Below are 19,412 nucleotides of genomic sequence, written 5' to 3' on the forward strand. Positions count from 1 at the left end.
GAAAAGCAAGCCAATCAGTATCTGCAAGATAGGGCCGTTCCATGACCATTCATACGTCCGTCCTCAGCGCGATCGGCAACACTCCCCTGATCCGCCTCAAGGGCGCATCCGAACGCACGGGCTGCGAAATCCTCGGCAAGGCCGAATTCCTCAACCCCGGCCAGTCGGTGAAGGATCGCGCCGCACTGTTCATCATTCGCGATGCGGAACGGAAGGGCCTGCTGCGGCCGGGCGGCGTCATCGTGGAAGGCACGGCCGGCAATACCGGCATCGGCCTGACGCTGGTTGCCAAGGCACTCGGCTACCGCACTGTGATCGTCATTCCGGAAACGCAGAGCCAGGAGAAGAAGGATGCCCTGAAGCTTCTCGGCGCCGAACTGGTTGAAGTGCCGGCCGTCCCCTACAAGAACCCGAACAATTACGTGAAGCTGTCCGGTCGCCTGGCCGAGGAACTGGCAAAGACCGAGCCGAACGGCGCGATCTGGGCGAACCAGTTCGACAATGTCGCCAACCGCGAGGCGCATATCGAAACCACGGCGCCGGAAATCTGGGAGCAGACGGGCGGCAAGGTGGATGGCTTCATCTGCGCCGTCGGCTCCGGCGGCACGCTGGCGGGCACCGGGCTCGGCCTGAAGGCAAAGAATCCGGCGATCAAGATCGGGCTTGCCGATCCGGAAGGCGCAGCCCTTTATGCGTATTATGCGCATGGCGAACTGAAGTCGGAAGGCTCCTCGATCACCGAGGGCATCGGCCAGGGCCGCATCACCGCCAATCTGGAAGGTTTTTCCCCGGATTTCGCCTATCGCATTGCGGATGCCGAAGCACTGCCGCTGGTGTTCGATCTCGTCGAGAACGAAGGCCTCTGCCTTGGCGGGTCGTCGGGCATCAATATCGCCGGCGCCATCCGTCTTGCGGAGGATCTTGGCCCCGGCCACACCATCGTGACGATCCTGTGCGACTACGGCAACCGTTACCAGTCGAAGCTGTTCAATCCGGACTTCCTGAAGTCCAAGGGCTTGCCCGTGCCGGGCTGGCTGGTGCACAAACGCAGCATCGAGGTTCCCTTCCAGACAGCCTGAGACAGTCAATGAGCACAACAGCCCTCTACCGCGACGATTTCTATCTTTCCACGGCAGAGGGCACGGTGACGGCCGTGCGCGAGGATGGCGCCATAGAGCTCGACCAGACCTGCTTCTATGCCACCTCCGGCGGTCAGCCGGGGGACACAGGCTTTCTGGAGAGAGAGGACGGCAGCCGGATACAGCTCGGCCAGACCCGCCACGGCGAAAGCAAGGACATCATCCTGCACATGCCGCTTGCGGGCGAAATGCGCCCCGAGGTTGGCGAGAGGCTCGTTCTGCATGTCGACTGGCCGCGCCGCTACAGGCTGATGCGCATGCATACGGCCTGCCATCTGCTGTCCGTCGTCTGCCCCTTCCCGATCACCGGCGCGGCCGTCGGCGAGGAGGAATCGCGCGTCGATTTCGACATGACGGAGACCATCGACAAGGATGAGGTGACGGCAAGGCTGATGCAGCTCGTCTCGGAAAACCATCCGGTCTTCCTCAACTGGATCACCGACGAGGAACTGATCGCCAATCCGGATATCGTCAAATCGAAGAACGTACGCCCGCCGGTCGGGCTTGGCCGCGTCAGCCTTGTCTGCATCGGGGAAAACTCCAGCGTTGACAGCCAGCCATGCGGCGGCACACATGTTTCCGAAACCCAGGAGGTCGGCGCGATTCACATCGCGAAGATCGAAAAGAAGGGCAAGGAAAACCGTCGCTTCCGCATCCGCTTCGGCACGCCCGCCGATGAGGCCTGAGCGGCGGCCATTGCAAGCGCGCTGAGGAGTGGAGCATGGGCAAGAGCCGTTTTGTCGTTTCGGCGGACTGGGTGGAAAGCCAACTGGGTGTGCCGGGCTTCCGCATCGTGGATGCCTCCTGGTATCTGCCGGCGCAGAAGCGCAATGGCGCCGCCGAATATGCGGAAGGCCATATTCCGGGCGCCGTCTTTTTCGACCAGGATGCCATAGCCGATCATTCCACGGGCCTGCCGCATTCCCTGCCCTCGCCGGAATTCTTTGCCGAAACGATGGGCAAGCTCGGCATCAGCGAGCGCGACGTGATCGTCGTCTATGACGGTCCGGGCTTCTTTTCCGCCCCGCGCCTCTGGTGGATGCTGCGGGCCATGGGTGCGGAAAAGGTCTATGTGCTGGATGGCGGCCTCGACGGCTGGAAGCGCGACGGCCGCCAGCTGGAATCCGAACTGCCGGAACCGGAGCCCGCCGTGTTTACCCCGAAATTCCGCGGCCGCCGCGTCACGACGTTCGAGGAAATGCGCGGCATCGTAGACAATCGCACGGCGCAGGTGGTTGATGCGCGTGGCGGCGGACGCTTTACCGGCGAGGAGGCAGAGCCACGCGCCGGCATGCGCTCCGGTCATATGCCGGGCGCGCGCAGCCTGCCTGCCGCCAGCCTCTCCGAAGGCGGCCATCTGAAGGATCTCGACACGCTGAAGGCGATGATGGACGAAGCCGGCATCGATCTTTCGCGCCCGGTCGTCACCAGTTGCGGCTCGGGCGTTACCGCCGCCGTCGTCACGCTCGCGCTCGAATCGCTCGGCCACACCAACAATTCGCTCTATGACGGTTCCTGGTCGGAATGGGGCGGCCGCACCGACACGCCCGTCGTCACCGGCCCCGCCGAGACGCTCGACCGCCCGGCACACGGGCCGATCAAGGCGCATGTCACGCAGCTTGAAATGACCGCCCCGCCGCGCCAGAGCCTGCCGATGCCGGTCAACCTGCACACGGCGATCATCGTGGCGAAGGACATTCCGCTGCACTATTACCGCTATCTCTACCGTCAGGTCGGCAAGCGCTGGCACTGGTACAAGCGCCTGCGCATGCCCGATGACGAACTGGAAGCGATCCTGCGCAACGAGCGCGTTTCGGTGACCGTTCTTTACGTCAACGGCGCGCCGGCTGGCTTCTTCGAGCTGAACAAGCTGAGCGACGAAGTGGTGGAACTGTCCTATTTCGGCCTCTTCGAACACGCGCTCGGCCTCGGCATCGGCAAATGGTTCCTGCTGCAGGCGCTTTATTCCGCCTGGCAGATGAACCCGAAGAAGGTCATCGTCTCGACCAACACGCTGGATCATCCGCGTGCGCTGCCGCTCTACCAGATGATGGGCTTTGCCCCGGTCGGCACCAGCGAGGCCTGGATCGAACCCATGTCGGATGCGGAACTGCTGGCGCTCGCCAAGCGGGACTGAGCGGTTCTCGCAAAACGGCGGCGGCGGCTTGTGCCTTCGTCGGCACGACGCGGCAAGCCCCGGCCTACAGCCCCCGTCGGACATCGTCTTCCCGACGAAGAGAGGGGAGACAGGCAGCGGACGCTCCGGCTCGCGAACGGGCGCGGTCGGAATCCGTTTCCCGCAGCCTCGTTCAGTCCATGGCGGCGGCCGCGAACCTGTTCTGCAGCGCGCGTGTTCGCCTCAATGCGTCAGCGTCTCGTCGGACAGATCCGGAACGTCGGAGAGGCGCACGAAGGTAGCGCCACGGCGCTTCAGGGCGAGGATGCCGCGCGCGACACCTTCCCCGGCGGCATGCGTCGGCTGGTTGATATGGGCGAGAACCACGTCGCCGTCCCTTGCGTTGGCGATGTGCTTTTCCGAGAGCGCCGCGCCCAGCAGCGAGCCACCATCGCCATTGACCGAATAGCCGGCGATCCGGAACCCCATGGCGCGGATCTGCATCATGGCCGAGACGTCGTATTTTGCCGTCGCGCCGCGGAACCAGTGCGGCCTGTCGACGCCGGCCGCCTGCATGGCGCTGGCGCCGCCCGCCACCTCCTGTTCCACCGCCTGTGGCGAACCGGCCGCCGCGATGCCATAGATCTGCATCGGCTGGTCCACCGCCGGCACATGGTTTTCGCCATGATTCTCCAGTTCGAACAGTTCCGGATGCGCCTTGAACAAGGCCAGCGTCTGCGGATTGCGACGCAGCCAGCGGGCAGTCACGAAGATGGTGGCGGGGATTCTTTCTGAGAGCAGAACCGAGAGGATGCGCTGGTCCACCTCGCCCATGCAGGCATCGAAGGTGAGTGCCACGCGCAGCACGCCGGGCGTCTGGCTCTTCGGCAGATGCAGCGCCGGCTCCAGCAGCTTGGCGGCGCGCGGCACCGGCGGCTGATGCGCGCCTCTTGCCGGCTCTTGCACCACGGATCGGGATTGCGGCGGCAGTTGCGTCGGATCGAGCGCGGCCGCCGGAGCGGCGAGGGAGAGTGTCAGCAGAAATGCCGACAGGGCGGGAAGCAAAGGCGTCATGAAAAGGCTACCGGTGATCTGGCGCTCCCATAGCGGAGGCCGGGCGCAAAGACCACCCACCTTTTGGTGAAGGCCGGGTGTCGGCGCGGCACGGGATCTGCAGCATGGAGCTTGATGCACCTTGCCGCGCAGGAAACGGGTGGCGGCGGTTTGGTGAAGACGGCAGGGTCGTCGGCATCGAACCGGAGGAATGCCATCATGCCCGCGATACGCTTCACCGCCATGCCCGCCGAGGCCGCCACAGCGCTGTGGAACGGTGCCACGGATGCCTACGACCATCCGCCCGAGCGCACGATCTCGTCCGGCGAGGGCACGCCCTGCCGCCACTGCCTCGGCTTCATCGCCGCCGGCGAGTCGATGCTGGTCCTTGCCTATCGTCCCTTCCCGCAGCGGCAGCCCTATGCCGAAACCGGGCCGATCTTCCTGCATGGCGGCCCCTGCCCGCGTTACGAGGCCGTCGAGACACTGCCGCCGATGCTCGCCAGCCCGGATTACATCCTGCGCGGCTATGATGAAAACGACCGCATCGTCTATGGCACGGGTGCCGTGACGCCGACGGAGCAGATCGCCGCCCGCGCCGCAACGCTCCTTGTCCGCCCCGAGATTGCCTATGTCCATGTGCGCTCGGCCCGCAACAATTGCTACCAGTGCCGGATCGACCGGGCCTGACACGGCCCGGTCGCAACGACCGTGCGGCGACGGCAAGCGCGGCGACAAACGCTCAGTCGCGGGTGGTCTGCGCGTCGAGATCCTCGGCGATCTGCAGCAGCAGTTTCACCATCGCACCGGCGCGGCGTTCGTCCTCGCCGAGGCGGCGGGCCATCACTTCGCGCAGGTTGAGCAGTGCGGCCTCCACGCTGCGCGGCAGCTCCGGCCCCTGCTCCTCCCGCCGTCCGCGACCGCCCTCGCGGCGCTGGCGCAGGCGCTCTGCCACCATGGACAGCCGCTCCAGAATGGCGCCGGTCGGTCCACGATTGCTGTCGAGATGTGCACGCCCCTCGTCGGTGATGGAATAGCGCTTCTTGTTGCCGTCCGTTTCCGCCGTAATGTAGCCTGCCTCTTCCAGATAGGTCAGCGTCGGGTAGATGACGCCGGGGCTCGGGACATAGAAGCCATAGGTCAGCTCCTCCACATGGCGGATGATCTCGTAGCCGTGGCGCGGCTCCTTCTCGATCAGCGCCAGCACCAGCAGGCGCAGGTCGCCCTGCAGCAGGAAGCGGCCGATGCGGCTATCGCCGCCATCGTCCTGCCCGCCGTCGCCAAAACCGCGACCACGCCCGCCGCGGCCGAAACCACGACCGAAGCCGTCGCCACGCATGGCAAACAGGCCCTCCAGATCCATCCGCATCCGGTGGCCGCGACCGGCCCCGTCTTCGCACTTGCGTCCAAACATCGATTTATCCTTTCGATTACGTTCCGATATATCTAAGATAATCGCCGTCATTCCCTTTGCAAGATGCGATATATCGAAAACAGGTCTTTTCCGTTCATTGGACGCCCTCCACCCAGAAAAACAGGCCTGAGCGCGCCATTCACAACAGGGTTCCGCGAAATGTCGATATATCGTAGATTGTCTTTCCGGACGAATGGCGTGATTTTCCGTTGAAGCTCAGCCGGCTAAGCAAGCGCGTCCGAAGATGCTCACATATTGGCTGATCCGCTGTCATTTTCCTGATGCGTTGGCGTGACATTGGCCCTACAGTTTCGCCGCAAACGACTGAGGGAGAGCTCCATGTCATTTTCGTTCACCCAACCCGCACTCACGCGCCGTTCGCTTCTGGGCGGCATCGCGGCCGGTTCCGCGCTCGTTGTGCTGCATCCCTTCGCAGCCCGAGCCCAGGCCAATCAGGCGCATCTGCGCATCATGGAGACGACCGACATCCATGTGAACATCATGCCCTATGACTATTATGCCGATAAGCCCAATGACACGATGGGTCTGTCGCGCACCGCGACCTTCATCGACCAGGTACGCGCCGAAGCCGGCAATTCCATGCTGGTGGACAATGGCGACCTTCTGCAGGGCAATCCCATGGGCGATTACATGGCCTATGAGAAGGGCATGAAGGCGGGTGACCTGCATCCGGTCATCAAGGCGCTGAACGTGCTGGGCTATGACTGTGGCACCGTCGGCAACCACGAATTCAACTACGGCCTGGAGTTCATGTCGAACGTGCTGGCCGGCGCCAACTTCCCCATCGTCTGCGCCAATGTCACCAAGGGCCAGCTCGCCTCCGATCCGCGCAAGGACGAGCTGATGTTCAAGCCCTACGTGATCGTCGAAAAGCAGATCAAGGACGGCACGGGCGCCACAAGCCCGATCAAGATCGGCTTCATCGGCTTCGTGCCGCCGCAGATCATGGTCTGGGACGCCAAGAACCTCGAAGGCAAGGCACAGACGCGCGATATCGTGCAGGCTGCCAAGGCCTGGGTGCCGGTCATGAAGGAAGAGGGTGCCGACATCATCATCGCGCTCTCGCATTCCGGTATCGATGGCTCGGGCCAGTCGGAGCGGATGGAAAACGCCTCGCTCTATCTGGCCGGCGTCGAGGGCATCGATGCGATCTTCACCGGGCACCAGCATCTCGTCTTCCCCGGTCCGAAGGATTTCGAAGGCATTGCCGGCGTCGATGCCAAGAAGGGCTCGCTGCAGGGCAAGCCTGCCGTGATGGCCGGCTTCTGGGGCTCGCATATGGGCCTCATCGACCTGCTGCTGGAGAAGGACGGCAAGGGCTGGAAGGTGGTGGACTTCACCACCGAGGCCCGCCCGATCTATCACCGCGACGAAAACCGCAAGGTCGTGGCCGATGCCAAGGACAAGCCGGAAATCGTTGCGGCCGTGAAGGCCGAGCATGAGGCAACGCTTGCCTATGTGCGCCGTCCGGTCGGCAAGACCTCCGCGCCGCTCTACTCCTACTTCGCGCTGGTGGCCGACGACCCCTCGGTTCAGATCGTCTCCAACGCCCAGACCTGGTACGTCAAGGACCTGCTGAAGGAAGGCGAGTACAAGAATTATCCGGTACTCTCCGCCGCAGCCCCCTTCAAGGCCGGCGGCCGTGGCGGCCCGGAATACTTCACCGATGTTCCGGCAGGCGCCATCGCCATCAAGAACGTGGCCGACCTCTATCTCTATCCCAACACGGTGCAGGCCGTGCTGATCACCGGGGCGCAGGTCAAGAACTGGCTGGAAATGTCTGCCGGCATGTTCAACCAGGTCCCGGCCGGTGCCAAGGATGTGCCGCTGCTGAACGCCAAGTTCCCGTCCTACAATTACGACGTGATCGATGGCGTCACCTACCAGATCGACCTGTCGCAGCCGGCGCGCTTCGACGGTGACGGCAAGCTCGTCAATCCCGACGCGAACCGCATCGTGGACCTGAAGTTCGAGGGCAAGCCGATCGACCCGGCGCAGAAATTCGTGGTCGCCACCAACAACTACCGCGCCGGCGGCGGCGGCAAGTTCCCGGAAATCGCCGGAGACAAGGTGATCCTGGTGGCCCCCGACACCAACCGCGACGTGATCGTGCGCTACATCATCCAGCAGGGCACCATCAACCCCTCGGCCGATGCGAACTGGTCGTTCAAGCCGCTGCCCGGCACCACGGCCATTTTCGAAAGCGGGCCGAAGGGACGCCAGTACCTGGCCGATGTGAAGGGTGCGAAGATCGAGGATGCCGGCGAAGGCGCCGAAGGCTTCGCCAAGTTCCGCCTCGTCCTCTGAGCATGTTCAGGCATTGAGTGGCCGCCGGCCTTCGCGCCGGCGGCTTTTTCGTTTCCGCGCCTTTCGTGCAGTTTCTACGCCCGTGGCGGTGCCGGCAAAGGTTCAGCTCAGTGCAGCACGCCCTCGTGCCGCTCGAAGCCCAGCGCCTCGAAAATGGCGAGAATGTCCTGCGGATCGTCACTGACGACGAACGGATCCATGACACTTTCCGGCCGCGCCTGACGCACGACGAACAGGAAGGGAATATCCCGCTCGATCAGTACCTGCGATTGGGCAAACAGCAGTTCCGCCTCCAGCGTCACATCCATCAGCACGCCGAAAGCATCCTGCAGCAGGTCATCCCGCAACGGAACGGGCGCGACGGGACCGACAATCTCGACGCCGGCCCTCTGCCAGGCAAGCCTTACAGGTTCGGAAACGAAATCCGCCGCGGCGACAATGACGACTTTCGGATGCTGCAACTCAATCCTGCTCCCATACGCGGGTCTGTAAACGAAACTTTACGGACCGAGACAGCAAAAGGTTCACGGCAACCCAACCAATAATCGCTCGAACTGTTTCGCCAGCCATGCGTTTCACGCAGACTTCCATACGCGATTACCACACCCTGTGACAGAGAGCGCATTTTTTTCTTGGATTGCCGCACCGACTGACGGTGCCCGGAAACCGCCGCACGGTGCCGGATGCTAGCCTTGCCCCGAGGAGGGCTATTCCGCCGCCAGACGACGGTTGCCGCCATCCCGGCTCATCAGTTCTTCGAAGGCATCGCGGCTCGGGCAGTGGCTGAGGCGCTGCGCCAGCGTCTCGATCAGCCAGCCGGTGGCAGGCCCCGGCGGATTGGCCGTGCGGCGAATGTAGTAAAGCGGATATTCGCTCGTTTCATAGGCATCGATGCTGAGCGGCATCAGGCGTCCGGATGCGATGTCCTCGCGAATCAGCGGTGCCGGCAGCCCTCCCCAACCCAGCCCGCCACGGATCAGCTGGTGCTTGGTGGCAACGTCGCTGACACGCCAGATCTTGTAGGACAAGACGTTGAAATCGCGGCCGTGCGTGATGCCGGAAGCATCGGTCACCACCAGCTGGATCTCCTCGCGCACGTCCCGCCGGGTGAGAGGCCGGTCGAGCCGCGCCAGCGGATGGTCGGCAGCCGCGACGGGCACCATGAAGGAGTGGCCGATCTTCTCCACCGTCAGCGTGTCGTCCTGCTTCAGCAGCGCGCCACCGATCCCGACCGAGGCGCGGCCGCTGGATACCATATCCATCACCATGCCGAGCTCCCCCGCATGCAGGCTGAGCGCAACGGTCGGGAAACGCCGGCCGAACTCGCCGAGCGCCTCCACCACCGCATCGGTCGGCACCATGTTGCTGATGGCAAGCGACACGTCCGCCTCCAGCCCCTGTTTCAGCGCCTTGGCGCGGGCACGCATCACCTGCAGGTCGGAATGGATGCGCCGCGCATCGGCCAGCAGCGCCTTGCCGGCATCGGTCAGCCGCGTCTGCCGCGAACCGCTGCGCTCGAACAGCGAGACCTCCAGTTGCGCCTCCAGATTGGCGATCGTGTAGCTCACCACCGACTGCGCCCGGTTCAGCCGACGCGAGGCGGCGGAAAAGCTGCCGCTTTCGGCAACGGCGAGAAACACCTGCAGCTGATCGAGCGTCGGATTGGCATCCATCGGTATCATCCACTCAGTTGATGGCTTTGTTCGAGATTATCCCCATTTTCTGGATGGGTGTCCATTCCTATGTTGCAGCGCGATGGAGGCGGTGCCTCCCCCTGAACAACTCACCTGGAACGCAAAACCATGTCCAAGATCCTGCTCATCACCTCCAGCCCGCGCGGCGAAGAATCGGTTTCCACCAAGGTCGCCACCGATCTGGCCTCGGCCCTGGCCACCCGCTCCAGCGGCGAAGTCACGCTGCGTGATCTCGGCACCAACCCGATCGCCCATCTCGACACCGTCACCACCTCGGCCATCCGCAAGGCTCCGGCCGACCGCAACGCCGAAGAAGCCGCCGCTGTCGAAGTCTCCGACGCGCTGGTTGCCGAACTGATGGCGGCCGACGAGATCGTCATCGGCACCGGCCTCATCAACTTCAACATCTATTCGGGCCTGAAGAGCTGGATCGACAACATCGCCCGCGCCGGCGTCACCTTCCGCTACACCGCAGAAGGTCCGGAAGGCCTCGTCAAGGGCAAGAAGGTCTATATCGTTCTGGCCGCTGCCGGCGTCTATTCCGATGGCCCGGCCGCTCCGCTGAACCATGCCGTGCCCTATCTCAAGACCGTGCTAGGCTTCCTCGGCATGACCGATGTGGAAGTTCTCTACGTCGAGGGCCTGGCCTTCGGTCCGGAAGCCGTCGAAAAGGCGCTGGCCTCTGCCAGGAGCCGCACCGAGGAACTGGCCAAGGCTGCCTGATCGGCCAAGCCTTCCGTTCAAGCGATGCGAGGACCGCTGCCATCGGCAGCGGTCTTCTTTTTTGGCCAGCCGTGCGCGAGCACCTCAGGCGCTACGGGAGACGGCACCATCGGAAAACAGCGAGGCGCCATTCTGGTCGATGATCTGCTGGCCCTTACGGAAAGTGCATTCGCGCGCATCATCCAGCGAGGTAAACATGTCGGCGCGCAGGAAGGTGCGCACCATGGTCTGGCCGTCCACCACCTTTTCGATGCGCCCTGCCAGGCGGTATTGCGACCCCTCGCGCACCGGCTCGGCGAAGATCTTGCAGCCGGCATGCTCCTGCGGTTCGGCCGCCGGGGCGGCCTTCGCCTCCTGCTCGCCACCGCCGGAAAACATCGAGAGGATCTTGGAAAAGAATGCCATCAGTCGTCCTTCCTTGTGTGTCGGGCCTGGCTTGCCAGACCGTTTGTCTCAGGCGCGTGGCCCATCCCTTTAGATGATCAGGTTGGCCAGGATCTCGTTTTCGGTAATGTCCTGATAGCCGAGCCCCGCCGCCTCGAACCGCTCCAGCAGGCCGGCAAAGTTTTCCGGGCTGGCCGTTTCGATGCCGATCAGGATCGAGCCGAAATTGCGCGCCGACTTCTTCAGATATTCGAAACGCGCGATGTCGTCTTCCGGTCCGAGCAGGTTGAGGAAATCGCGCAGTGCGCCCGGGCGCTGGGCCAGCCGCAGGATGAAGTATTTCTTCAGCCCCGCATGCCGCATGGCGCGCTCCTTGACGTCCGGCAGGCGCTCGAAATCGAAATTGCCACCGGAGACGACGGCAATGATGCGCCGGCCCTTCACCCGTTCGGGGTCGAGCGCGGCAAGTGCGGTCAGCGACAGCGCGCCGGCCGGCTCCAGCACCACACCCTCGATGTTGAGCATTTCCGTCATCGTCACGCAGATGGCGTTTTCCGGCATCGCCATGACCTGCGATTCGTCAAAGCGCTTCAGCGCCTCGAAATTCAGGTCGCCGATGCGTGCGACGGCGGCGCCATCGACAAAGTTGTCGACCCTGGGCAGCGTCACGGCACGGCCGGCCTTGAGGCTTTCCTTGAGGCTCGGCGCGCCGGAAGGCTCGACCATCAGGAAGGCCTCGTCGGCCAGATCCCTGGAGAGGTAGCCGATCATGCCGGAGGACAGGCCGCCGCCGCCAACCGGCATGATGACCAGATCGGGAAGCGCGCCCTCCGGCAGTTGCGCGAGGATTTCCGCCGCAACGGTCGCCTGCCCCTCGATGATGTCCTCGTGGTCGAAGGGTGGCACCATCACGCCGCCGGTCTCCTCCACATGGGTGCGAGCCGCCGCATAGCACTGGTCGAAGATGTCGCCCACCAGGCGGATGGTGATGAAGGAGCCGCCGAACATGCGGGTCTTGTCGATCTTCTGCTGCGGCGTGGTCACCGGCATGAAGACCACGCCCGGCACCTGGAAATGGCGGCAGACGAAGGCAAAGCCCTGCGCATGATTGCCGGCGGAAGCGCAGACGAAGGTGCGGCCGCTGCCGCCCTCGGCGATTGCCTTGCGGAAGAAGTTGAAGGCGCCGCGGATCTTGTAGGAGCGCACCGGCGACAGATCCTCGCGCTTCAGCCACACCTCCGCTCCGAAGCGCCGGCTCAGATGTTCGTTCATCTGCAGCGGCGTTTCAGGAAAGATCTCCCGCATCGCCAGCATCGCCTCGTCCACAGCCGCCCTGTTCATTGCCTGTCATCCGTTGAAATTCAAACCGGTCCCCGCTATGCCATAGCTGATCGAGAGAGACAAAAGCTTCTTTTCAGAGCCAACTAATCGGGACCGCCGCGTTTGAACGCAAACCAATTCCGCTCATCGATCTATATCGTGGCCTTGTGCGGGCTTTACCTGTCGACCGCGATGTTCATCCCGGCGCTTGTCGATCTGTATTATGGCCAGCCGGACTGGCAGATCTTTGCTCTGTCCGGCGTGATGGTCGGCGGCCTTTCGCTGGCGGCCGCCATGGCCACCCGTGGCTCCATTCCGGTGTTCAACAAGCGGCTCGGCTTCCTGCTGGTCAACATGCTGTGGGCGCTGTTCTCGCTGGTCGGCGCCATTCCGCTCTACCTGTCGACACTGAACCTCGGCTTTGCCCAGGCGCTGTTCGAATCGATCTCGGCGATCACCACCACCGGCTCCACCGTGCTTGCCGGGCTTGACGACATGCCACCCGGCATCCTGATGTGGCGCTCCCTGCTGCACTGGCTGGGCGGCATCGGCATCGTGGCGCTCGGCCTGTTCGTGCTGCCCTTTCTTCGGGTTGGCGGGATGTCCTTCTTCAAGATGGAATCCTCCGATACCAACGACAAGCCCTTCGCCAAGCTGGCCAGCTTCACCCGCGCCTTCATGGCCGTCTATGTCGGCATCACGCTGGTGTGCACCATGGCCTATGATTATGCGGGCATGGGGCATTTCGATGCGCTGAACCACGCCATGGCCACCGTCGCCACCGGCGGCTTTTCCACCCACGATGCCTCGTTCGGCTATTTCAACAGCATTCCGCTGATGTGGGTCGGCACCGTCTTCATGACGCTGTGCAGCCTGCCCTTCTCGATCCTGATCCTGTTTGCGGTGCGCCGCCGGCTGGACAGCCTGCGCGATCCGCAGGTGGGCTTCTTCCTCGGCTATCTGACGTTGTTTGCCCTGGCGGGCGGCATCTACCACCATGTGCGCAACGGCGTGGATTTGCCGGTGGCACTGGCGCATTCCTTCTTCAACATCTCCTCCATTCTCTCCACCACCGGATTTGCCAGCGAGGACTACACGCTCTGGGGTCCCTTCGCGGTGGCGCTGGCCATGTTCGCCACCTTCATGGGCGGCTGTTCCGGATCGACGGCCGGGGGCATCAAGGCCTACCGCTTCGTCATCGTCTTCAACGTCATCCGAAGCGGCCTGAAGAAGCTGATCTATCCGAATGCCATCTATCCGGTGCGCTACGGCACTGCCACGGTGGACCCCGAGGTGCAGCGCGGCGTCTTCCTGTTCATCAGCCTCTACATCATGCTGTGGGCCGTCGGCAGCCTCGGCATGGCGCTGCTGGGCTATGATCTCGTCACCTCCTTCTCGGCGGTGCTGACCTGTCTGTCCAACGTCGGCCCCGGTCTTGGCACGACCATCGGCCCCGCCGGAAACTTCTCCAGCCTCAGCGAGCCGGCGCTCTACCTGCTGTCGCTGATGATGCTCTTGGGGCGACTGGAAATCCTGACCGTGATGGTGCTTCTGCTGCCCCTGTTCTGGCGCAACTGAAAACGCCAGCCGCATCGCGCGCGCCTTTGCCGCGCGCAAGCAGGGTCCGGGCTCTTCAGTTGCGGATCGTCAGATCCGCCTCGGCGCTGCCGGCAAGAATGGCCAGGCCGTTCGGCAGATCATTGCCGTCCAGCTTGTGGCGGATGGCTGCCTCGTCGAGACCGTAGCCCTCCCAGCGGACACGCAGGCGCCGGCGCAGTTCCTCCACCTCCACCTCGACCATCACCGTCAGGTCGAAGATCGGCTTCAGCCGGTCCCACGGCTTCTCACGCATCAGCAGGTAATTGCCCTCGCAGACGATGATGCCGGTCTCGCGCCCGATCAGCCGGCCACCGGCACGGGCGATCTCGATTGCCCGGTCGAAGACAGGCACGGCCACCACCTCGTCCTCGTTGCTCTTCAGACGCTGCAGTATGTGCCGCAGGCCATGCACGTCGAAGGTGTCTATCGCCCCCTTGTGCGCCAGGCGCCCCATCGCCGTCAGCACAGCATCGTCGAAGTGGAAGCCATCCATGGGAAAGACGGCGGCAAGCCCCGGCCGCTCGCGATTGATCTCCTCCACCACCTGATCGGCCAGCGTCGACTTGCCGGATCCCGGCGGTCCGGCGATACCGGCCATCAGGCGCGCTCCGTCATGGCGGTCGATCAACCGGCGTGCGAGGGCTCGAGCATTGTCTTCCAGTGTCGTCACGGCATGATCCCAGATCGTTCGGCGAGGGGAATCGGCTTCCCCTTTCGTCCGCCCATCAAGAGCGGAGGCCGGCCGGCAAATCAAGCGGTGGCAGCACAAGCCGCACCGTGACCAGCAGCCATGCTGACGAGAAGATGGTGCGGACGACGGGACTCGAACCCGTAATCTCGAACGAGAGGCAGATTTTCATACCACTTCGGCTTTCGCCGCCGCCCGCAGGCGTTCGTGGTCTGGACTGTCCCTTCGCCATGACCGAAAAAGGCTTTAGGCGCCGCCCGTCCAGTCTCTACACCTTCCCTTCCTGCCGGAAGGGCTTGGCTCGGGATTGGCCTTGGGGTGTTCCCCTTTAGCGTTCCCCGACTTTGAGCGGTTCTACACCGCGGATTTCCCCGCGGGCACTCCAATTGTCAAAAGTCTGCTGCGTCTACCAATTTCGCCACGTCCGCTTGCCCCGACTTGATCATGGGCAATGTCTTAATCATGGGCTTGTCTGAAAAATGCAAGTCCATGTTCTCGAATATTCGTACGCTCGCAGCCGCCTTTCATGAGACGATCCGGCACTGGCGCTGCGCCGCCGCATACCCCACATGAGAGGGAGGCCTCACCGTTTACGACCGGCCTGGAACTTCAACGCCTCCGGCAGGTTTTCCCGTCACCGCATGCAACAGGTCCTTCACCGATGAAAATCCCTCTGATCCTCCTCGGCACCGCGCTTGCCCTCAGCGCCTGCACCACCGCCACGGTGGAACCCATTCCCGGCTCCATCACCTATAGCGGCCAGCCGCGCACGAAGCTCACCAAGTCGCCGGTCGGCAGCACCTTCGAGCACCGTTTCTATGCCGATGGCGGCGAGTATGTGGAAACCTACCAGATCCAGCCGGACCGCAGCCTGAAGCTGATCTGGCGGCGCTTCCTTCCGGACATCATCGATGACAACTGAGGGAGAGCCGGACGCAGGACGGCGCATCACGGCTTTGCCCGGACATCCGGTAGACTTGCCGGGGAAGGCTGCAACCCTATGTCGGTGCTTTGCCGCCTGAAGAGTGCCACATCGTGACCTACCGATTCCTCATCGTCGAAGACGGACTGCTGATCGCCATGGACCTAGAGGATGCCGTCCGCCGCTGCGGCCATGAAGTAACCGGCATCGCGCCCGACATGTCCGTGGCGCTCAACTATGCCGGGGATGCCGATATTGCCTTTGTCGATGTGCGCCTCGCCGATGGTGAGACCGGTCCGGAACTGGCGGCGCGACTGGTGGAGCGGGGCATCCTCGTCGTCTTCGTCACCGGCAATCCGGCGCTGGTGGAGGGGCGCGATGCGGGCGCGCTCGGCGTCATCGCCAAGCCCCTCACCCTGCAGGCCTCCACCGATGTCATCCAGTTCACCGTCGACTGGAAGAACGGCATTCGCCGCAATCCTCCCGCCCGCCTGCGGCTGTTCCGGCCGCTTGCCGAGCCCCTGGCCTGACAAGTCGTTCCGCTGGCGGCCACCGGCAAAAAGGGCGCGAGGATCTCTCCCCGCGCCCCTTGTCGCTTCCTGGATGCCTCAGCACATCAGCCGGCGAGCTTTGCGGCGATGCGCGCAACATGCGCGCCCTGGAAGCGGGCGCCATCCAGTTCGATTTCGGAGGGCTGGCGCGAGCCGTCGCCTTCGGTGATGGTGGAGGCGCCATAGGGCGAACCGCCCTTTACCTGTTCCGTACCCATCTGACCCTGGAAGGAATAGGGCAGGCCTGCCACCACCATGCCATGGTGAAGGAAGGTGGGGATGAAGGAGAGAATGGTCGATTCCTGGCCGCCATGCTGGGTGGCGGTGGAGGTGAAGACCGAGCCGACCTTGCCGATCAGCTTGCCGTTGAACCACAGGCCGCCGGTCTGGTCCCAGAAATTGCGCATCTGCGAGGCGACCGTGCCGAAGCGCGTGCCGGCACCGACGATGATGGCGTCATACTCGACAAGATCGTCCACCTTGGCGATCGCAGCCGCCTGATCCATCTTGTAATGCGAGGCCCTGGCAACCTCTTCCGGCACCAGTTCCGGAACGCGCATCACCGTTACGTCGGCGCCCTCGGACTTGGCACCTTCGGCGACCGCATAGGCCATGGTTTCGATATGGCCATAGGTGGAATGATAGAGAACCAGAACCTTCGGCATGTGTGTCTCCCGTCGTTCGTGCGGCGCCGGAATGGCGCGGCCGTTGCTGAACAACTTAGTCGCGGCCTGCCGTTTCGCCAGCCCCCTGTGGTCGCACGCACTGTTCAATCTTTCAGCACGAAAAATCCGTTGCGGTCACAAACCCGTAAATGTCTGGCACATAGCCACGCCTTCTTCCGGTCGCCGTTTTGACGTAGGAAGGTCATCACAGCCATTCCAGTTTTCAGCGAGGACCTCCATGACAACCCCCATCGTGACCGCCGCCATTCTGGCGATTGGCGACGAACTTCTGTCCGGCCGCACCAAGGACAAGAATATCGGTCACCTGGCCGACGTGCTGCTCCTGTCCGGCATCGACCTCAAGGAGGTTCGAATCGTCGCTGACGAGGAGGAGGCGATCGTCGAGGCGCTGAATGCGCTGCGGGGCCGCTATACCTATGTCTTCACCTCGGGCGGCATCGGCCCCACGCATGACGACATCACCGCCGATGCCGTCTCGAAGGCCTTCGGCCTGCCCTGCGAGCACGATGCAGAGGCCATGCGGCTGCTCGGCGAGATGTATGCGCAACGCGGCATGGAGTTCACCGAGGCCCGCCAGCGTATGGCCCGCATGCCGCGCGGCGCCCGCCACATTGCCAATCCGGTTTCCACCGCACCGGGCTTCGTGGTGGAGAATGTGTATGTGATGGCAGGCGTGCCGCAGGTCTTCCAGGCCATGGTGAACAACATCCTGCCGGAACTTTCCGGCGGCGCGAAAATGCTGAGCCGCGCCCTGCCCTGCCCCTATGGAGAAGGCGATATCGGCATGCTGCTCGGCGCCATCCAGAAGGCGCATCCGGACACCAGCATCGGCTCCTATCCGAAGTATGACGGCCAGCGCTTCTCCACCGAACTCGTGGTGCGGGCGCGCGATGCCGAGACGCTGGATGCCGCCGCCGCGGCGATCAGCGCCATGATCCGCGATCTCGACGCGGCCCGAGCCACCGGCAATCCCGGCCCAGAGGCGTGATCGGGGCCGGCGCTTGACCCAGCGCAAGGCGAGGTCCATTTCAAGGCGCATGGTGGAACAAGAGGCTCCACCATCCTGCCCGAGAGGAGACACCGCCCATGGGTTACAAGACCATACTCGCCGTTCTCGACAGCGAACAGAGCGCACCGCCCATCAGCCGTTTCGCCGCCGATCTTGCCCGCACCTTCTCCGCGCATGTGATCGGCCTGCGCGCCGAAATGCTGGCGACCGTGCCGCTGATCGCGCCGATGGAAATTCCCGATCCCGCCGCCGTCGAGGCGCTGCAGCAGGCGGCCCAGGCCGAGACGAAGCGCATCGAGACCGTGTTCCGCACGGCCATGGAGCGGGAGGGGCTGTCCTTCGAATGGCGGCCCTATGTCTCCTCGGCCGGCTACAGTTCCGACAGCGTGCAGGAATGCATGCGCGCCAGCGATCTGGTGCTCGCCTTCCAGAACGACCCGGAGCATGGCAACGACAGCAGCGCCGATCTGGATGCCCTCCTGTTCGAAAGCGGCCGGCCGGTGCTGCTCGTGCCGCGCATCCTGAAGGAGCCGCAGCCGATCCGCCGGGCGCTGGTCGCCTGGAACGGCTCTCGCGAAGCCGCCCGCGCCGCCTTCGACGCCCTGCCCTTCCTGGTGCACGCCGACAGCGTCGAGATCTTCTCGGTCGATCCGCCCGGCATGCCGCGTCAGGCGCCGGATCTGGCCGGCACCGACCTTGCCAATGCGCTTGCCCGGCACGGCGTGAAGGTGACGCTAAGGACCGAGGAAAACTGCCCGGTGCCGACTGCCACCGCCATCGAGAACCGGCTTGCCGATGATGGCATCGATCTGCTGGTCATGGGCGGCTATGGCCATTCGCGCTGGTGGGAAATGCTGTTCGGTGGCGTGACCCGCAGCGTCCTGGAAAGCATGACGGCGCTGACGCTTCTGTCGCGCTGAGGCTTCCGCTGCAACACCGGGGGCGTCGCGTCGCGGCCGCCCCCTTGCCGCATGCGCATACGGCTTGCTTTTTCAAGGGATTTGCCGCTAAGAGCAGCAGCCAACGGGAACCTGTCGATCAGGTGGCCCGCGGGCTGCTCCGGCATTGGCGGCGGCCCTCCCATTCTCCCGTCAGCGCCTTCGGAGCCTCTTCGCATGTCCCTACCCGACAAAGCCTTTCCCGTTTCCTGGGATCAGTTCCATCGTGATGCCCGCGCGCTGGCCTGGCGGCTGGCCGGCCTCAACCAGGATTTCCGCGCCATCGTCTGCATCACCCGCGGCGGCCTCGTGCCGGCGGCGATCATTTCGCGCGAACTCAACATCCGTCTGATCGAAACGGTCTGCATCGCCTCCTACCACGACTATGTGAACCAGGGCGAGATGAACGTGCTGAAGGGCATTGCCGCCGATCTGCTGACCGATGGCGGCAAGGGCGTGCTGGTGGTCGACGACCTGACGGACACGGGCAAGACGGCCTCGGAAGTGCGCGCCATGATGCCGAACGCCCACTTTGCCTGCGTCTATGCCAAGCCGAAGGGCGTGCCGATGGTCGACACCTTCGTCACCGAAGTCTCGCAGGATACCTGGATCTACTTCCCCTGGGACATGGGCTTCACCTATCAGGAGCCGATCGCCAAGGGCCACAAGGGCTGATCTTTCCCGCCAGGATTGCAACTACAACAGCCCGCGTCCCGCGGGCTTTTTTTTGCCAAACCATCGCATCGGCATCGGGTGCGTCGACATGACAGGCCATTACGTTTTCCGCACAATGCCTTGGGAGACCGTTTCAACGCAGTGCGGCAGCATCATTTCACACGTCATTAATA

20 protein-coding genes are annotated in these 19,412 nt (G+C 63.7%); 12 read left to right on the top strand and 8 right to left on the bottom strand.

Annotated features, from left to right (window positions below; translation table 11 throughout):
* Nucleotides 1-41: 41 nt before the first annotated feature.
* The 3 genes from KLP42_RS10795 to sseA are packed head-to-tail and all read left to right on the top strand — an operon-like array spanning nt 42 to nt 3,276.
* Nucleotides 42-1,079, top strand: a complete 1,038-nt coding sequence (locus tag KLP42_RS10795; protein WP_215566566.1) for a cysteine synthase A — start codon at nt 42-44, stop codon at nt 1,077-1,079.
* Between the two features lie 8 nt (nt 1,080-1,087).
* Nucleotides 1,088-1,825 (top strand): alanyl-tRNA editing protein, encoded by a 738-nt coding sequence (locus tag KLP42_RS10800; protein WP_215566568.1) that lies wholly within the window; start codon nt 1,088-1,090, stop codon nt 1,823-1,825.
* 35 nt (nt 1,826-1,860) lie between these two features.
* Nucleotides 1,861-3,276, top strand: a complete 1,416-nt coding sequence (gene sseA, locus KLP42_RS10805) for a 3-mercaptopyruvate sulfurtransferase (RefSeq protein ID WP_215566570.1) — start codon at nt 1,861-1,863, stop codon at nt 3,274-3,276.
* Nucleotides 3,277-3,498: 222 nt separating this feature from the next.
* On the opposite strand, the gene KLP42_RS10810 is transcribed toward sseA, so the two are convergent.
* Nucleotides 3,499-4,329, bottom strand: a complete 831-nt coding sequence (locus KLP42_RS10810; RefSeq protein WP_215566572.1) for a polysaccharide deacetylase family protein — start codon at nt 4,327-4,329, stop codon at nt 3,499-3,501.
* Nucleotides 4,330-4,527: 198 nt separating this feature from the next.
* Here KLP42_RS10810 and KLP42_RS10815 point away from each other — a divergent pair, with 198 nt between their 5' ends.
* Entirely contained in the window at nt 4,528-4,998 is a 471-nt protein-coding gene (locus KLP42_RS10815; RefSeq protein WP_215566574.1) for a DUF1203 domain-containing protein, read from the top strand.
* Between the two features lie 52 nt (nt 4,999-5,050).
* On the opposite strand, the gene KLP42_RS10820 is transcribed toward KLP42_RS10815, so the two are convergent.
* On the bottom strand, nt 5,051-5,722 hold the full coding sequence (locus KLP42_RS10820) for a PadR family transcriptional regulator (protein WP_215566576.1): 672 nt from the start codon (nt 5,720-5,722) through the stop codon (nt 5,051-5,053).
* Nucleotides 5,723-6,061: 339 nt separating this feature from the next.
* Between KLP42_RS10820 and KLP42_RS10825 the strand changes: the two genes are divergently transcribed.
* Nucleotides 6,062-8,050 (top strand): bifunctional 2',3'-cyclic-nucleotide 2'-phosphodiesterase/3'-nucleotidase, encoded by a 1,989-nt coding sequence (locus KLP42_RS10825; protein WP_215566578.1) that lies wholly within the window; start codon nt 6,062-6,064, stop codon nt 8,048-8,050.
* Between the two features lie 107 nt (nt 8,051-8,157).
* On the opposite strand, the gene KLP42_RS10830 is transcribed toward KLP42_RS10825, so the two are convergent.
* Nucleotides 8,158-8,511, bottom strand: a complete 354-nt coding sequence (locus tag KLP42_RS10830) for a hypothetical protein (RefSeq protein WP_215566580.1) — start codon at nt 8,509-8,511, stop codon at nt 8,158-8,160.
* 246 nt (nt 8,512-8,757) lie between these two features.
* Nucleotides 8,758-9,723 carry a LysR family transcriptional regulator gene (locus KLP42_RS10835; protein ID WP_502941290.1) on the bottom strand — a complete coding sequence of 322 codons (966 nt, stop codon included), beginning with the start codon at nt 9,721-9,723 and terminating at the stop codon, nt 8,758-8,760.
* 129 nt (nt 9,724-9,852) lie between these two features.
* Here KLP42_RS10835 and KLP42_RS10840 point away from each other — a divergent pair, with 129 nt between their 5' ends.
* Nucleotides 9,853-10,467, top strand: coding sequence for an FMN-dependent NADH-azoreductase (locus KLP42_RS10840; protein ID WP_215566584.1), 615 nt, complete (start codon nt 9,853-9,855; stop codon nt 10,465-10,467).
* An 84-nt stretch (nt 10,468-10,551) separates the two neighbouring features.
* Here KLP42_RS10840 and KLP42_RS10845 read toward each other — a convergent pair whose 3' ends face one another.
* Nucleotides 10,552-10,872, bottom strand: coding sequence for an HlyU family transcriptional regulator (locus tag KLP42_RS10845; RefSeq protein WP_502941291.1), 321 nt, complete (start codon nt 10,870-10,872; stop codon nt 10,552-10,554).
* A gap of 69 nt (nt 10,873-10,941) precedes the next feature.
* Nucleotides 10,942-12,192, bottom strand: coding sequence for a threonine ammonia-lyase (gene ilvA / locus KLP42_RS10850; protein ID WP_215566586.1), 1,251 nt, complete (start codon nt 12,190-12,192; stop codon nt 10,942-10,944).
* 102 nt (nt 12,193-12,294) lie between these two features.
* On the opposite strand from ilvA, the gene KLP42_RS10855 reads away from it, so the two are divergent.
* On the top strand, nt 12,295-13,749 hold the full coding sequence (locus tag KLP42_RS10855) for a TrkH family potassium uptake protein (RefSeq protein ID WP_215566587.1): 1,455 nt from the start codon (nt 12,295-12,297) through the stop codon (nt 13,747-13,749).
* A 55-nt stretch (nt 13,750-13,804) separates the two neighbouring features.
* On the opposite strand, the gene KLP42_RS10860 is transcribed toward KLP42_RS10855, so the two are convergent.
* Nucleotides 13,805-14,440 (bottom strand): nucleoside/nucleotide kinase family protein, encoded by a 636-nt coding sequence (locus KLP42_RS10860; protein WP_215566589.1) that lies wholly within the window; start codon nt 14,438-14,440, stop codon nt 13,805-13,807.
* Nucleotides 14,441-15,119: 679 nt separating this feature from the next.
* Between KLP42_RS10860 and KLP42_RS10865 the strand changes: the two genes are divergently transcribed.
* Together KLP42_RS10865 and KLP42_RS10870 are read left to right on the top strand one after the other, a co-directional pair.
* Nucleotides 15,120-15,380: a hypothetical protein gene (locus tag KLP42_RS10865; RefSeq protein ID WP_215566591.1), complete on the top strand. Its 261-nt coding sequence runs from the start codon at nt 15,120-15,122 to the stop codon at nt 15,378-15,380.
* Nucleotides 15,381-15,493: 113 nt separating this feature from the next.
* The gene (locus KLP42_RS10870; protein ID WP_353844859.1) at nt 15,494-15,910 is read left to right on the top strand and encodes a response regulator; all 417 of its coding nucleotides are present in this window, start codon (nt 15,494-15,496) and stop codon (nt 15,908-15,910) included.
* Nucleotides 15,911-15,996: 86 nt separating this feature from the next.
* Here the strand turns inward: KLP42_RS10870 and wrbA are convergent, their stop codons facing one another.
* Entirely contained in the window at nt 15,997-16,596 is a 600-nt protein-coding gene (gene wrbA, locus KLP42_RS10875; protein ID WP_215566595.1) for an NAD(P)H:quinone oxidoreductase, read from the bottom strand.
* A gap of 238 nt (nt 16,597-16,834) precedes the next feature.
* Between wrbA and KLP42_RS10880 the strand changes: the two genes are divergently transcribed.
* From KLP42_RS10880 to gpt, 3 genes are all read left to right on the top strand, one after another.
* Nucleotides 16,835-17,605 (top strand): competence/damage-inducible protein A, encoded by a 771-nt coding sequence (locus KLP42_RS10880; protein ID WP_215566597.1) that lies wholly within the window; start codon nt 16,835-16,837, stop codon nt 17,603-17,605.
* A 98-nt stretch (nt 17,606-17,703) separates the two neighbouring features.
* On the top strand, nt 17,704-18,546 hold the full coding sequence (locus tag KLP42_RS10885; protein WP_215566599.1) for a universal stress protein: 843 nt from the start codon (nt 17,704-17,706) through the stop codon (nt 18,544-18,546).
* A gap of 195 nt (nt 18,547-18,741) precedes the next feature.
* On the top strand, nt 18,742-19,239 hold the full coding sequence (gene gpt / locus KLP42_RS10890) for a xanthine phosphoribosyltransferase (RefSeq protein WP_215566601.1): 498 nt from the start codon (nt 18,742-18,744) through the stop codon (nt 19,237-19,239).
* Nucleotides 19,240-19,412 lie beyond the last annotated feature (173 nt).

It is taken from the genome of Rhizobium sp. CSW-27, from assembly GCF_018760785.1.
In the GTDB taxonomy this organism is placed as follows: domain Bacteria; phylum Pseudomonadota; class Alphaproteobacteria; order Rhizobiales; family Rhizobiaceae; genus Neorhizobium.

What these genes read in the sequence shown, in the direction of transcription:
- KLP42_RS10885 (WP_215566599.1), top strand. Translation starts at nt 17,704, where the DNA reads ATGGGTTACAAGACCATACTCGCCGTTCTCGACAGCGAACAGAGCGCA.
- gpt (WP_215566601.1), top strand. Translation starts at nt 18,742, where the DNA reads ATGTCCCTACCCGACAAAGCCTTTCCCGTTTCCTGGGATCAGTTCCAT.
- KLP42_RS10825 (WP_215566578.1), top strand. Translation starts at nt 6,062, where the DNA reads ATGTCATTTTCGTTCACCCAACCCGCACTCACGCGCCGTTCGCTTCTG.
- KLP42_RS10800 (WP_215566568.1), top strand. Translation starts at nt 1,088, where the DNA reads ATGAGCACAACAGCCCTCTACCGCGACGATTTCTATCTTTCCACGGCA.
- KLP42_RS10840 (WP_215566584.1), top strand. Translation starts at nt 9,853, where the DNA reads ATGTCCAAGATCCTGCTCATCACCTCCAGCCCGCGCGGCGAAGAATCG.
- KLP42_RS10865 (WP_215566591.1), top strand. Translation starts at nt 15,120, where the DNA reads ATGAAAATCCCTCTGATCCTCCTCGGCACCGCGCTTGCCCTCAGCGCC.
- ilvA (WP_215566586.1), bottom strand. Translation starts at nt 12,192, where the DNA reads ATGAACAGGGCGGCTGTGGACGAGGCGATGCTGGCGATGCGGGAGATC.
- wrbA (WP_215566595.1), bottom strand. Translation starts at nt 16,596, where the DNA reads ATGCCGAAGGTTCTGGTTCTCTATCATTCCACCTATGGCCATATCGAA.
- KLP42_RS10820 (WP_215566576.1), bottom strand. Translation starts at nt 5,722, where the DNA reads ATGTTTGGACGCAAGTGCGAAGACGGGGCCGGTCGCGGCCACCGGATG.
- KLP42_RS10795 (WP_215566566.1), top strand. Translation starts at nt 42, where the DNA reads ATGACCATTCATACGTCCGTCCTCAGCGCGATCGGCAACACTCCCCTG.
- sseA (WP_215566570.1), top strand. Translation starts at nt 1,861, where the DNA reads ATGGGCAAGAGCCGTTTTGTCGTTTCGGCGGACTGGGTGGAAAGCCAA.
- KLP42_RS10815 (WP_215566574.1), top strand. Translation starts at nt 4,528, where the DNA reads ATGCCCGCGATACGCTTCACCGCCATGCCCGCCGAGGCCGCCACAGCG.
- KLP42_RS10845 (WP_502941291.1), bottom strand. Translation starts at nt 10,872, where the DNA reads ATGGCATTCTTTTCCAAGATCCTCTCGATGTTTTCCGGCGGTGGCGAG.
- KLP42_RS10810 (WP_215566572.1), bottom strand. Translation starts at nt 4,329, where the DNA reads ATGACGCCTTTGCTTCCCGCCCTGTCGGCATTTCTGCTGACACTCTCC.
- KLP42_RS10835 (WP_502941290.1), bottom strand. Translation starts at nt 9,723, where the DNA reads ATGGATGCCAATCCGACGCTCGATCAGCTGCAGGTGTTTCTCGCCGTT.
- KLP42_RS10880 (WP_215566597.1), top strand. Translation starts at nt 16,835, where the DNA reads ATGACAACCCCCATCGTGACCGCCGCCATTCTGGCGATTGGCGACGAA.